The organism is Paenibacillus lutrae (assembly GCF_009757775.1).
GTDB classification, from domain to species: domain Bacteria; phylum Bacillota; class Bacilli; order Paenibacillales; family NBRC-103111; genus Paenibacillus_F; species Paenibacillus_F lutrae.
Window position 1 is genome coordinate 47,510 of the sequence record NZ_RHLK01000020.1, and the last position, 13,146, is coordinate 60,655.

The following is a 13,146-nucleotide window of genomic DNA, read 5'->3' on the forward strand; positions in this document are numbered from 1 at the left end:
CTGTTCATGTACATATAAAGTTGGTTACAGTATAGCCCAAAACAGCCCGGTTTACAATAAGCTGCTTAGACGCGCCAGCACTTTGTCACGACCCAGCAGGTGGATCGTCATGTTCAAGTCTCTTCCGTGCATCTGGCCTGTCAAAGCCACACGTATAGACATGAAGAGCTGCTTGCCCTTATAGCCGGTCTCGGCCTGGACATTCTTGAGCAGCTTCTGCACATTGCCCGGCTCCAGATCTGCCGCGTTCTCCACCTGCTTCAGGAAGCTTTGAAGAACAGCCGGCACATGCTCTTCCGCCAGAAGAGCGGACGCTTCTTCGTCGAAGGCCAGTTGTTCGCGGAAGAACAGCTCGGACAAGTCAACGATCTCCGCCGCGTAGCGGAGCTGCTCCTGGTACAAGCCCACGAGCTCGGTTGCCCAGCGGAGCTGGTCCTCGGTCGGCTCGGCCGCTACAAGACCGGCCTTCTGCAGGTGCGGGATTGCTAAGCCGGCTACTTGTTCCAGCGGGGCTTTTTTCAAATAATGATTGTTCATCCAGTTAAGCTTGTCCATATCGAACACGGCCGGACTCTTCGATACACGATCAAGATCGAATTGTTCCACAAGCTCTTCGAGCGTGAACATTTCCTCTTCCCCTACCGGAGACCATCCAAGCAGGGCAATGAAGTTAACAACCGCTTCCGGTAAGTAACCGAGCTCGTTGTACTGCTGGACGAACTGAATTATCGATTCGTCGCGCTTGCTCATTTTTTTGCGGTCCGGATTCAGAATAAGCGATAAATGCGCAAATTCCGGGAGCGGAAGCTTCAAAGCCTCGTACAGCATAATCTGACGCGGTGTATTGGTCAGATGCTCTTCGCCGCGGATAACCAGCGATATTCTCATCAGATGATCGTCAAGAACAACCCCGAAATTATAGGTCGGGATACCATCCGGGCGGACGATAATAAAGTCGCCGATCCCGTTGGTCTCGAACTCGACCCCTTCTCTTACTTTATCCGTGAAAGAAATTATTTTATCCTTAGGGACATGAAAACGAATAGATGGCTTACGGCCGTCCACTTCAAGCTGGGCTTTTTGTTCATCGGTCAGATGGCGGCATTTGCCGGAATACTGAGGCGTCTCACCGCGTGCTTCCTGCTCTTCACGCTCCTGCTCGATTTCTTGTTCGGAGCAATAGCAGGGGTAAGCATTCTTGTCCTGAAGCAGCTGATCAATGAAAGGACGGTATAGATCAAGGCGTTCCATCTGCCGATAAGGCGCATAAGGACCACCCACATCAACAGACTCATCCCAATTCAAACCGAGCCAGCTTAGGCCATCCAGCTGGTTTTGTACGCCGGATTCCACATGACGTGTCTGATCCGTATCTTCAAAACGGACAATAAATTGTCCGCCATTCTTACGAGCCAGTAAATAATCGAATAGTGCGGTACGCGCTCCACCGATATGCAGATGCCCAGTCGGACTTGGCGCATAACGAACGCGGATTGGGGTACTCATGTAGGTCAAACCTCTCTTCCGTCTTCCCTTTGGGGGTCATATAAATAATAGTCTATGATAGCATACCTTTCACCAAACAAACAACAGATTGAGCTGCAATCCCTTCGCCTCTGCCGGTAAAACCAAGCTGTTCTGTTGTGGTTGCTTTAACATTAACCTGTTCGAGCTCAGCCTCAAGCGCCTCTGCAATAATTTCAGCCATTTGAGGAATATAAGGTGCCATTTTAGGCTTCTGTGCGATGATCGTTGAATCCACGTTCCCGAGCTTGTAACCCCGCTCCTTGGCTAGTCCCCAGACTTTTTTAAGGAGAACCAGGCTATCCGCGTCTTTAAATTCTGCCGCCGTATCCGGAAAATGCTTGCCGATGTCGCCCAAACCGAGCGCACCAAGGATCGCATCCGTAATCGCATGCAGCAGCACATCCGCATCTGAGTGGCCCAGCAGACCCTTCTCATAAGGAATCGTAACTCCTCCAATAATACACTTCCGGCCTTCTGTTAATTGATGAACGTCAAATCCATTCCCGACACGAATCATTTGCTGCCGTCTCCTCTCCTGCTGCCCATGATCCATTCCGCCCAGGGCAGATCTTCTGGTGTTGTGATTTTGATATTATAGTAATCCCCTTCAACTACATGAACGGTAACGCCTGTTCTTTCGACCAGCATAGCATCGTCTGTCCCGACAAACCCATCCTGCCCGGCCATTTGGTGCGCCTGCAGAAGCAGCGAAAGCCGAAAAGCCTGCGGCGTTTGTATCGCCCACAAGCTTTTGCGGTCCGGTGTTGACACGATATGCCCCTTGTCGTTTACAACTTTGATCGTATCTTTAACGGGCACGGCTAGAACAGCCGCTTCCGTAACGGCAGCCTTATCCAGACAGGCTAGCACTTGCTGCTCGGACACCAGCGGGCGCACACCGTCATGCACAAGTACCCACTCTGTGCCGTCGGGCAAAGCCTTAAGTCCCAAGCTCACGGAATCCTGCCGCTCTCCACCTCCCGCTACAATGCGGGTGACCTTGTCCAATCCATATTGAGTTTTATAAGATTCGCAGCGGCTGACATCCCCTTCCCCTACAACAAGGACGACCGAGTCCACCTCCCGAATCCTTTCGAACAGCTCCAGCGTATGCACCAGTATCGGTTTTCCCGCCAGCTCCAAGTACTGCTTACTCTCCGCCGTCCGCATCCGCGAGCCTTTACCGGCGGCGACGACAATAGCGCCGACTTTGTTCACTGCATTCCCTCCGGTTATCAACGGGCCTAATTCAGCAGCGACTGCACATGCGACTGCACATGCAGCAGTCAAACCGAACCCGGTGTAAATACTCTCCCTATGATAACCGTTTATTGCGCTTTTTCCAATAGCTTCGGCTTGGCGAAGATCATCCGTCCCGCAGATGTCTGCAGAACACTCGTCACCATGACTTCAAGCAGGGAACCTATAAAGTCACGTCCGCCCTCAACCACAATCATTGTACCGTCATCAAGGTAGGCCACTCCTTGGCCGTGTTCCTTACCGTCTTTGATCACCTGCACCAGAATCTCTTCGCCCGGCAGAACAACGGGCTTCACCGCGTTAGCGAGGTCATTGATGTTCAGAACCGAAACTCCCTGAAGCTCACAAACTTTGTTCAAGTTAAAGTCATTGGTAATGACTTTACCCTGGAGCACTTTTGCCAGACGTACAAGCTTGCTGTCAACTTCAGAGATTTCTTCGAAATCTCCTTCATAAATCAGCACCTTTACATCGAGCTCTTTCTGAATCTTGTTCAGAATGTCCAAACCTCGGCGTCCGCGGTTGCGCTTAAGCAGGTCGGATGAATCCGCTATATGCTGCAGCTCTTCTAGTACGAATTCAGGAATAACCAAAGTTCCTTCAATAAACCCGGTTTTGCATATATCCGCAATACGTCCATCTATGATGACACTTGTATCAAGAATTTTATGTTCCTCCGGGTGCTTTCCCCGTCCGCCTCCCCCGCCTTTTTGGCTGGAAAACAAGTCGGCTAGTTCATCTCTTTTCTGGTAACCGATCCGGTATCCCATCATTCCGAGTAAGACCGTAACGGTACCCGCCAAAATCACATGAATCCGTTCCAAGGCAGGAAACACAAGCACAGACACCAGCAAACCGATGACCATGCCAAAAGCGGCAGGCAGTAAATCTTCCGCTGGAAGCTGAGATAACTTGCTCTCTCCCCTCCTCAAAAGATTCAAAATCAGTCCCATTCCTATTAGCGTCAAGAGAAACATTCCAAGAGCACTTGCACCTGCTACTGTATAACTCATCTCCTTGGTGTCTGTAATTCCCAATAATCGTATAATGGCATCACTCCACCCGTAACCGAGCGCACCACCCAAAACGGCCACAATCCATTGAATCCATCTCATCCTACGGATTCACCTCCATCAATGCAATGTATGAGGATAAATTCCCCTTCTACCAGTATGTTCCAAATAATGATCGATTAAACGCCCTGCCTCACTTTGATTGCCTGATCTGCTGATCTTCTATATAATAAAGATGAGATGAAATTCAAAATGAGGTGCATGAGATGAATGCCCTATCCCTTAAAGATTTCCAAGACCAGGTTGGCGAGCTGCTTCTTCGTCACCGTAGTTTGCTTGATGTCCTTTCCAAGGTTCAACAATCCAGCGCCGGTGTGAACCGTTCCGTGACCAAGTCCATCACAGAATGCGGTTGTATCGAAGTAAATGCCAAGAAACAATCTTATTCACCCGAAATGACTCTGGATCAAGCTAAAGATGAACTGCAAACTCATTTGGAAGGCAACCTGTGTGAGCATTGCATGGATGCCGTTGCAGCCGAAATCGGGAAGCACCTGTTCTACTTATCCGCGCTTTCTAACCTGCTTGACGTTAATCTTGAGAAGGTCCTGGAAGATGAGTCCAAGAAATGTACGACGCTCGGTTTTTTTAATTTGTCTTAGATATGAGTCCGAATAAAAAAAGCATTTATTCTCCTCCGTTTCTTTACGGAAGAAAATAAATGCTTTTTTAAACCGAATATACAGCACTATTTGGTGACCTATGAGAATTCCCGAACTTTATTATGATAAAGATTAGGGATGATCATGCCTTATAAAGGGGGGCTGTTGATATAAAAAAGGAAGCCCTCCGGCTTCCCATTACAGATGAGTCTTGGAATTTGCTAATTCTTCGACTTCCACGCCTTTGCCTTTACGCTTCCTGCGGCGGAGAGTAAAGAGGCGATCAACGTTTTTTTTTAAGCCATACAGGGCATAAATGACCAGCGGAATAAAAATCATTTTAGAAATAAAGGATGGTTCCTTAATGGCGATAACTACAGCTACAAGAACAATAATTGGCGTAACCCAGATTGCCGCTTTGGGAATGCCTGCTTTCTTGAAGTTAGGGTATTTCACATTGCTGACCATCAGATAGGAAAGCAAGATGGTACTGACAAGAAGAACAAACACGTTAATTTCGTTATGGAACAACGCCAGTGTTGCAAGAATGCCCCCAGCTGCTGGAATAGGAAGTCCGATGAAATACCCGGGTGTTCCGGCAACTACGTTGAAGCGTGCAAGACGAAGGGCTCCGCAAATTGGGAACAATGCCGTCACGATCCAGGCAGCCGCAGCAGGTCTGATATCGCCAAAAGCTACTACGTACATAATAAACGCGGGTGCTACCCCGAAAGAAATAACATCCGACAGAGAGTCCAGCTCTTTACCAAACTCACTTTGTGCATTCAATGCACGTGCAACTCGCCCGTCCAACCCGTCAAGAAGCATAGCCACAATAACGAGTACTGCCGCCATATCCGGATTCTCGTTAAAGACAAGGATAATGGCAAGAACACCTAAAAACAGATTCCCAACAGTAAACAGGCTAGGAAGCGATTTTGTTATCATATTAGTTTAGTCCACCTCTAAGTATACTTTACCCCATTAATACAAACAACGCGACTTCTCTCTTTAATTACCCTATGATTGTATGCAATTTAAATATGTCTGTCAATTAGTACTTGTTCCTGAATTCTTCGTAGACCCTGCTTAATAGCTCTGGCCCGGACTTCTCCAATTCCGTCAACCTCATCCAATTCTTCAATGGAAGCCACCGTTATATGAGGCAAGCGACCGAATTTTTCAACCAGATTATGAATGATGATGGATGGCAGTCTCGGGATTTTATTCAAGACCCGGAAACCCCGCGGAGAGACCAATTCCTCCACAATAGAACTTGTATGAGGGTAGCCAAGCAGTCTGATAATATGATGCGGGTCAAGCAGTTCTTCAGAGGACAGTCGCTTGAGTCCCAGAAGAATGTCTTTGATCTTATCCTCACTGAGCTCTCTGACGTAGTCTTTGAGCAGCAGCCTTTCTTCAAGTTCGGTATTCCCGACAAGTTCCTCCAGCTGCATAGAAATAAGCCGGCCCTCTGTTCCGAGTTCCGTGATATAACGGTTAAGTTCATTCTTAATTCTTAGCACCATCTCAACCCGCTGGATGGCATTGGTGACATCATGCAGGGTAACGAGTTCCTCGAATTCAGAAGCACCGAGATTAATTAAAGACTGGTCCAGTTCTGTCTTGTACCGGTCCAGTGTTTGAATGGCCTGGTTAGCCTTCGTAAGAATGACACCAATATCCTTTAGTGAGTAGCGCAAGTTCCCTTGATATAGGGTAATGATATTGCGCCGCTGGGAAATCGAGACCACTAACTTATTCGTTTGTTTGGCTACCCGTTCCGCTGTACGATGACGAATTCCGGTTTCGATCGAAGGAATCGACGAACTGGGTACCAGTTGGGTATTCGCATAAAGAATCTTCTTGCCGTCTTCGTTTAAGATGATGGCGCCGTCCATTTTGGCCAGTTCATATAAGTAATTCGGTGAAAAATCGCAATTAATGCTAAAGCCCCCGTCTACTACTTCCATGACTTCCGGACTGCATCCGACTACGATTAAAGCACCCGTCTTAGCGCGAAGCACATTCTCAAGCCCATCGCGGAATGGCGTACCGGGAGCGACCAGCTGGAGCAGTTGGCTCATCACATCTCGTTTGGTTTCTTCTTTACTCATGTTAATCCTCCTGAAGCATATCCGTTCTGTACAGTCTTGATGGCATTATCGCTTGTATCCTTGGTAGGAGGGAGATGCCAATCTAAGCTTTCTCACGCCTGGCTCCTGCTCCGTCAGCCCAGTGCCGCGGATAAAGCTTCCGATACCGTGCTGACGCCAATCACTTCAATACCTTGCGGGGGCGTCCAGCCCTTAAGACTTTTCTCCGGCATAATAACACGCCTGAATCCGAGTTTCTGGGCCTCCTTGACCCGCTGATCAATGCGCGATACGCCACGCACTTCGCCGGTTAAGCCGATTTCACCGAACACGACATCGTAGGCTTGGGTCGGCATTTCTTTGAAGCTGGATGCTATACTGATTGCCACAGCGAGATCAACAGCCGGTTCATCCAGCTTTACACCTCCTGCCACATTCAGATAGGCATCCTGGCTTTGGAGAAACATGCCCACGCGTTTCTCCAGAACCGCCATGATGAGGGACAGCCGGTTATGATCTACCCCTGTTGCCATCCGCCGCGGAGAGGGAAAGTTGGTCGTCGACACAAGTGCCTGTATCTCAACAAGAACCGGCCGGGTACCTTCCATGCTTGCGACGACGGTCGAACCTGCTACGCCCAGAGGCCTCTCGGACAAGAACAGCTCCGAGGGGTTGCTTACTTCGGCTAAGCCGCTCTCCAGCATTTCGAAAATACCGATTTCATTGGTTGAACCGAAACGGTTCTTCACCGCACGAAGCACCCGGTAAGTATGGTGCCGTTCTCCTTCGAAATAGAGCACACAGTCCACCATATGTTCGAGCAGACGGGGACCGGCAATGGCTCCTTCTTTCGTTACATGGCCCACCAGGACGGTGGCAATGTTCTTAAGTTTAGCTATGCGCATGAAGTGACTCGTGCATTCACGTACTTGTGAAACTGTTCCTGGTGCTGAGGAAACACTCGGGTGATATACGGTTTGAATGGAATCGATGACCAGGAAATCAGGCTGCACATCCTGGATAGCCTCTTCCACAACTTCCATATTCGTCTCGCACAGCACATATAAGTTCGGAGAAACGGCATTCAGACGATCTGCCCGCAGCTTTGTCTGCCGGATCGATTCCTCACCGGAGATATACAGCACTTTACGCCCTTCTTTCGTGAGCGAATGTGAAGTTTGCAACAGCAGAGTAGACTTGCCGATACCTGGATCTCCACCAACCAGAATTAGGGAACCTGGAACAAATCCTCCGCCTAGAACGCGGTTAAGCTCTCCATTGTCGGTTAGCACGCGCTGTTCAGAGGTACTCTCTATGTTTATGATCGGAGTTGGTTTCTCTTTCGTCCGCAGAAAGGTTGAATTCATCCCCTGCGTCTTAATAACCGTTTCAACTTCTTCGGAGAAACTGTTCCATGCTCCGCAGCCGGGACATTTGCCGAGCCATTTGGGGGTCTCGTACCCGCACTGCTGGCAGATGAATTTTGTTTTCGTTTTGCTCATGGCGCGAAGGTCCTTTCTCTTTCTACGCTAAAACAAGGAACAGGTTCCAGCGTCATTCAAAGTTTACCATTTTTGCGAATGCTATGAAAGTACTTTCAAAAGAAAAAGCATTTTGCAGTACTCTTACAGTACCACAAAATGCTTACAAATTTTATTACGATTATGACATAGCGTTCTCGTTCTTCAGAACAACTAACGCTCCTTCTTTTTCGTCTATAGTAAGGGAGTCTCCCTTTGAAATGCTGCCTTTCAGCAGCTCTTCGGACAGGCGGTCCTCAATATGTTTCTGGATGGCTCTACGCAGAGGCCGCGCTCCATAGCTTGGATCGAATCCCTCTTTTGCCAAGAAATTCTTAGCATTTTCGGTGAGCTTGAAGTCCACTTCCTGGTCTTTGAGACGCTTGCGCAATTCCTCCGCCATGAGACTGACGATTTCTGCGATATGCTTCTCATCCAGAGAATGGAATACAATGATTTCATCGATCCGGTTTAAGAACTCAGGACGGAAGCTTTTCTTGAGCTCGTTCATGACTTTATCCTTCATGTTGTTATAATCTTTACCGGAATCCTGAACTGCCGTGAAACCAAGCGTAGAATTCTTCTTGATCATATCAGCGCCCACATTAGACGTCATAATAATCAGCGTATTGCGGAAGTCAACCGTACGGCCCTTGGAATCTGTCAAACGTCCGTCTTCCAGCACTTGAAGCAGAATATTAAAGACTTCCGGGTGTGCTTTCTCGATTTCATCAAGCAGGACAACCGAGTAAGGTTTACGGCGTACTTTCTCAGTCAGCTGTCCGCCTTCCTCATAGCCCACATACCCTGGAGGCGCTCCGACCAGACGGGAAGTGGAGTGTTTCTCCATGTACTCCGACATATCGATACGGATAACCGCATTCTCATCGCCGAATAGGGATTCAGCCAGTGCACGGGCAAGCTCCGTTTTACCAACACCGGTAGGTCCCAGGAAAATGAAGGAGCCCATCGGACGCTTCGGATCCTTTAGACCCGCTCTAGCCCGGCGTATTGCCCTGGAGACAGCCTTAACGGCTTCTTCTTGACCGATTACACGATTGTGGAGGATATCCTCCATTTTCAGCAATCGCTCGGTCTCTTCTTCTGCCAACTTGCGAACCGGGATTCCTGTCCAGCTAGCTACAATTTGGGCGATGTCATCCGGAGTAACCTCCGTGTCCATACGTCCCTGTTTTTCTTTCCACTCGTTCTTTGTGCTGTCCAGCTCTTCACGAAGCTTCTGTTCCGTATCGCGGAGGGAAGCAGCCTTTTCGAATTCCTGGCTCTGCACAGCAGCGTCTTTTTCCTTACGGATATTCTCAAGCTTCTGTTCCAGCTCTTTCAGACTAGGCGGTACCGTGTAAGAGTGGAGTCTTACCTTCGAACCCGCCTCATCGATCAAATCGATTGCTTTATCTGGCAGGAAGCGATCTGTGATATAGCGGTCCGATAATTTAACAGCTTCTTCAATAGCGGCATCCGTAATCTTAACCCGGTGATGCGCCTCATACCGGTCACGAAGACCATGGAGAATCTGGATAGCTTCCTCCGGGGTCGGCTGATCGACAGTGATTGGCTGGAAACGGCGTTCCAGTGCCGCGTCTTTCTCGATATATTTGCGATATTCATCTAAAGTCGTGGCACCAATACATTGCAGTTCGCCGCGTGCTAGAGCCGGCTTCAGAATATTCGAAGCGTCAATTGCCCCTTCAGCACCACCTGCACCGATTAGTGTGTGAAGCTCATCGATGAAGAGAATGATATTGCCTGCCTGACGAATCTCATCCATGATCTTCTTGAGACGATCCTCAAATTCACCGCGGTATTTAGTGCCTGCAACGACGGAACCCATATCGAGCGTCATAACACGCTTATCTTTTAATGTCTCTGGAATCTCATTGTTGATAATTTTCTGAGCGAGACCTTCGGCAATAGCCGTTTTACCTACGCCAGGTTCTCCGATCAATACCGGATTATTTTTGGTCCGGCGGCTCAGAACTTGAATAACACGTTCAATTTCCTTCGAGCGGCCAATTACCGGGTCCAGGTTGTTTTCCTTCGCAAAGGAAGTCAAATCCCTCGCCAGACTGTCTAGGGTAGGCGTATTGACATTGTTGCCACTCCCGTGATTGCTTGATACCACTTCACTGCTGCCTAACAGCTGCAGAACTTGCTGGCGGGCCTTGTTAAGAGAGATGCCGAGGTTGTTTAGCACTCTGGCGGCGACTCCCTCACCTTCACGGATCAGACCAAGCAGGATATGCTCCGTACCGACGTAGGTATGGCCAAGCTTTCTCGCTTCGTCCATAGAAAGTTCAATGACCTTTTTGGCACGTGGTGTGTAAGCGATATTGGAGGGCTGCTCTTGTCCACGGCCGATCAGGGATTCTACCTCGTCTTGAATTTTCTCAAGTCCGAGTCCGAGAGCCACCAGCGCTTTGGCAGCAATTCCTTCCCCTTCACGAATAAGGCCGAGCAGAATATGCTCTGTGCCGATATTATTGTGACCCAAACGTACTGCTTCTTCCTGCGCAAGAGAAAGAACTTTCTGAGCGCGTTCCGTAAATCTTCCAAACATCATACTTAGCACCTCCATTGTAATTTCGAACGAAAACCGTATAGTAGCATTAAACGTTATGACACGGCATTGAATCGGCTGCGTATAATTTGTGCCCGCCGTATATCCCGATCATCAGGTGACAGGAGTGTTCCGGCGATTTGCTGCAGAAAACCAGGTTGTGTCATCACGAGAAGTTCATTCATCGTATGTGTGGGAACATGTTCAATTACTTGAAGGTCAATTCCCAGACGGACATCCGAAAGCCTTTGGGCGGCTTCTTTGGAGTCTATGATAGATGCATGCGTTAAAATCCCATAGGACCGCATAACCCGGTCTGTAATCCTGATCTGGGATTCCTGCATCAGCTGTTTGCGTGCAGCACGCTCATGTTCAATGATCTGTCTGGCTACACTATAAAGATTATCGATGATTTCCTCTTCAGACTGCCCTAAGGTGATCTGATTAGAAATTTGAAACAAATTCCCCAGCGCTTCGCTGCCCTCGCCATATAATCCGCGAACTGTCAAACCAACCTGAGAAACAGCGGATAAGATGCGGTTGATCTGCTGGGTAAGCACAAGCGCCGGTAAATGCATCATAACCGATGCGCGGATACCTGTTCCCACATTAGTCGGACAGCTGGTAAGATAACCTCTCGTTTCGTCAAATCCGTAATCCAAATGGGACTCGAAAATATCATCAAGCTGATTGGCCAAATCCCACGCTTCCTTAATTTGAAAACCCGGGCATAAACATTGGATACGAAGATGATCTTCTTCATTAACCATAATGGAGATCGATTCGTTCTCATTTAGAATAACAGCACCATTACGAGACTCTGTTGCCAGGTTCGGGCTGATCAAATGCTTTTCAACCAGAATTCTTCTCTCCAGTTCATTTAACTCATGAAGCGGCACAAGTGTGAATTCACTAATTGTTTTTAAATCTTCATTCTGAAGTACGGCTGATACTTGCTCTAGCACTTCCGCAGACTGCTGGATCGTGGCCAACATCGGATAAGGATAATCCTTCAAGTTCCGTGCAATACGAACACGGCTGCTTATCACAATGTCCGTATCCGGCCCGTCCCCTTTCATCCATTCGCTCAGTGCTTCTTCTACAAAATGTTTCAAAGGGAACCCCTCCTTTATTCCATCATTCAAAGGCATGAGGCAAAGCGATTAACCGCTGCTGTCAGCTGGTTTCTTGTCAAGGTCTCGAATGCGGTCCCTTAATTGGGCAGCCTTCTCGAACTCTTCCTGCTCAATAAGTCCCTGCAGTTCCTTTTTGAGCCGCTCGATCTCACGTTTCTGTTCAATCTCTTGACCGGATCTTTTGGGCACCTTGCCGACATGGAGGGTATTGCCGTGAACCCTTCTAAAAAGAGGGTCCAATTTTTCCTTGAAACTTTGATAACAGTTGCTGCAGCCGAAACGCCCGAGTTTGCTGAACTGGGAATAAGTAAGCCCGCAGTGCTCGCAGCGTATAGGGCGGGCCTTGCTCATGGCTCCTGAGGATGGATCAAAGTCCAACAGCCCAGAAAGCAGGTTGTGAATCGAGAATCCTCCGGGTGTACCCGGGATCAGTTCGCCTTTCTCTTTGGCGCATGATTCACAGAAGTGAAATTCCGTCTTTTCCCCATTTACGATTTTCGTAAAATGTAGGCTTGCGGGTCGTTGACCGCATTCCTGGCATGTCATACTACCCCTCCTTATTTGCTCAGTAAGGATATCAGCATGGCTTTCAAAATCCGGGCGCGCACTTCATCGCGCAGGGGAAGCTTAAACTGGAGCACATCCCGTGATATAGCTGCCTTAATAATAGCAGCTTCCCGGCGGCTAATAATTCTTCCTTCTTCCAGCCGGTAGATTAATCCTTCAGAAGAAGCTTGATCTATACTATCACGAACGGTTGTCATGATGGTATCAAGCAGTGTACCATAGGCGTTTAATTCGATCTTCTGAATGCGAATATATCCACCGCCGCCGCGCTTACTTTCAACCACATATCCTTTTTCAAGGGTAAACCGCGTACTGATGACATAATTAATCTGAGATGGCACGCATTGAAATTGATCAGCAAGTTCATTGCGCTGAATTTCAACCGATCCCTCAGCACTTTGCTGAAGAATGTGCTTTAAGTACTGCTCAATAATCTCGGAAACATTACGCATCAATTCATCCTCCCCGTTACTTGAGAAGTAAATTGACTTTGACTTTCTTTGACCTTAACTCAATTATAATCAGTTCCTGTAAATTATGCAAGTGCCTGATAAGGGCTACTCTTTAATTGCCCCTCTCTATAGTTTTAACGCTATCCTGCATTTTATGCAAATAAAGCAAAAACCCCTACGAATTTTTCATTCGTAGGGGTTTGATTTGTACCCTGAAAACTAGCAGCGAAAGATGTAAAAGATCCATCCAAAGATCTTGTGGTGCACCGCCTAAGCGATGCTTCCGATGACGGCCTCTACTCTCGTAAAGACCTATAGGTCAAGCCCTCGACCGA

Annotated in this window: 12 protein-coding genes; 1 reads left to right on the top strand and 11 read right to left on the bottom strand. The window is 48.2% G+C overall.

What is annotated here, in order from left to right; genetic code table 11:
* Positions 1-51: 51 nt before the first annotated feature.
* The 4 genes from gltX to EDM21_RS22635 form a co-directional block, all read right to left on the bottom strand.
* Complete coding sequence (gene gltX / locus EDM21_RS22620; protein ID WP_157338651.1) at positions 52-1,506, bottom strand: glutamate--tRNA ligase; 1,455 nt, start codon at positions 1,504-1,506, stop codon at positions 52-54.
* Positions 1,507-1,558: 52 nt separating this feature from the next.
* A complete protein-coding gene (gene ispF / locus EDM21_RS22625) occupies positions 1,559-2,044 on the bottom strand; it encodes a 2-C-methyl-D-erythritol 2,4-cyclodiphosphate synthase (protein WP_068777655.1) in 486 nt (161 codons plus the stop codon).
* Complete coding sequence (ispD, locus tag EDM21_RS22630) at positions 2,041-2,745, bottom strand: 2-C-methyl-D-erythritol 4-phosphate cytidylyltransferase (RefSeq protein WP_166542140.1); 705 nt, start codon at positions 2,743-2,745, stop codon at positions 2,041-2,043. Before ispD ends, ispF begins: the two co-directional genes overlap by 4 nt.
* A gap of 110 nt (positions 2,746-2,855) precedes the next feature.
* Positions 2,856-3,902 (bottom strand): PIN/TRAM domain-containing protein, encoded by a 1,047-nt coding sequence (locus tag EDM21_RS22635; protein WP_157338652.1) that lies wholly within the window; start codon positions 3,900-3,902, stop codon positions 2,856-2,858.
* A gap of 164 nt (positions 3,903-4,066) precedes the next feature.
* Between EDM21_RS22635 and EDM21_RS22640 the strand changes: the two genes are divergently transcribed.
* Complete coding sequence (locus tag EDM21_RS22640) at positions 4,067-4,462, top strand: nucleoside triphosphate pyrophosphohydrolase family protein (protein ID WP_068777652.1); 396 nt, start codon at positions 4,067-4,069, stop codon at positions 4,460-4,462.
* A 198-nt stretch (positions 4,463-4,660) separates the two neighbouring features.
* On the opposite strand, the gene pssA is transcribed toward EDM21_RS22640, so the two are convergent.
* The 7 genes from pssA to EDM21_RS22675 all read right to left on the bottom strand — a co-directional run bounded on the left by pssA (position 4,661) and on the right by EDM21_RS22675 (position 12,811).
* Positions 4,661-5,410, bottom strand: a complete 750-nt coding sequence (gene pssA / locus EDM21_RS22645) for a CDP-diacylglycerol--serine O-phosphatidyltransferase (RefSeq protein ID WP_068777651.1) — start codon at positions 5,408-5,410, stop codon at positions 4,661-4,663.
* Positions 5,411-5,499: 89 nt separating this feature from the next.
* Positions 5,500-6,579, bottom strand: coding sequence for a DNA integrity scanning diadenylate cyclase DisA (disA, locus tag EDM21_RS22650; protein WP_068777650.1), 1,080 nt, complete (start codon positions 6,577-6,579; stop codon positions 5,500-5,502).
* 113 nt (positions 6,580-6,692) lie between these two features.
* Positions 6,693-8,060 carry a DNA repair protein RadA gene (gene radA, locus EDM21_RS22655; RefSeq protein ID WP_157338653.1) on the bottom strand — a complete coding sequence of 456 codons (1,368 nt, stop codon included), beginning with the start codon at positions 8,058-8,060 and terminating at the stop codon, positions 6,693-6,695.
* A gap of 160 nt (positions 8,061-8,220) precedes the next feature.
* Positions 8,221-10,659 (bottom strand): ATP-dependent protease ATP-binding subunit ClpC, encoded by a 2,439-nt coding sequence (clpC, locus tag EDM21_RS22660; RefSeq protein WP_157338654.1) that lies wholly within the window; start codon positions 10,657-10,659, stop codon positions 8,221-8,223.
* A gap of 53 nt (positions 10,660-10,712) precedes the next feature.
* Entirely contained in the window at positions 10,713-11,735 is a 1,023-nt protein-coding gene (locus EDM21_RS22665) for a protein arginine kinase (RefSeq protein WP_235918331.1), read from the bottom strand.
* Positions 11,736-11,819: 84 nt separating this feature from the next.
* Positions 11,820-12,338 carry a UvrB/UvrC motif-containing protein gene (locus tag EDM21_RS22670; RefSeq protein WP_068777646.1) on the bottom strand — a complete coding sequence of 173 codons (519 nt, stop codon included), beginning with the start codon at positions 12,336-12,338 and terminating at the stop codon, positions 11,820-11,822.
* A gap of 11 nt (positions 12,339-12,349) precedes the next feature.
* Complete coding sequence (locus EDM21_RS22675; protein WP_068777645.1) at positions 12,350-12,811, bottom strand: CtsR family transcriptional regulator; 462 nt, start codon at positions 12,809-12,811, stop codon at positions 12,350-12,352.
* Positions 12,812-13,146 lie beyond the last annotated feature (335 nt).

Excerpts from the sequence above, each read along its gene's own strand:
- EDM21_RS22675 (WP_068777645.1), bottom strand. The coding sequence starts at position 12,811 with ATGCGTAATGTTTCCGAGATTATTGAGCAGTACTTAAAGCACATTCTT.
- clpC (WP_157338654.1), bottom strand. The coding sequence starts at position 10,659 with ATGATGTTTGGAAGATTTACGGAACGCGCTCAGAAAGTTCTTTCTCTT.
- pssA (WP_068777651.1), bottom strand. The coding sequence starts at position 5,410 with ATGATAACAAAATCGCTTCCTAGCCTGTTTACTGTTGGGAATCTGTTT.
- radA (WP_157338653.1), bottom strand. The coding sequence starts at position 8,060 with ATGAGCAAAACGAAAACAAAATTCATCTGCCAGCAGTGCGGGTACGAG.
- EDM21_RS22640 (WP_068777652.1), top strand. The coding sequence starts at position 4,067 with ATGAATGCCCTATCCCTTAAAGATTTCCAAGACCAGGTTGGCGAGCTG.
- gltX (WP_157338651.1), bottom strand. The coding sequence starts at position 1,506 with ATGAGTACCCCAATCCGCGTTCGTTATGCGCCAAGTCCGACTGGGCAT.
- EDM21_RS22665 (WP_235918331.1), bottom strand. The coding sequence starts at position 11,735 with ATGAAAGGGGACGGGCCGGATACGGACATTGTGATAAGCAGCCGTGTT.
- disA (WP_068777650.1), bottom strand. The coding sequence starts at position 6,579 with ATGAGTAAAGAAGAAACCAAACGAGATGTGATGAGCCAACTGCTCCAG.
- EDM21_RS22670 (WP_068777646.1), bottom strand. The coding sequence starts at position 12,338 with ATGACATGCCAGGAATGCGGTCAACGACCCGCAAGCCTACATTTTACG.
- ispF (WP_068777655.1), bottom strand. The coding sequence starts at position 2,044 with ATGATTCGTGTCGGGAATGGATTTGACGTTCATCAATTAACAGAAGGC.
- EDM21_RS22635 (WP_157338652.1), bottom strand. The coding sequence starts at position 3,902 with ATGAGATGGATTCAATGGATTGTGGCCGTTTTGGGTGGTGCGCTCGGT.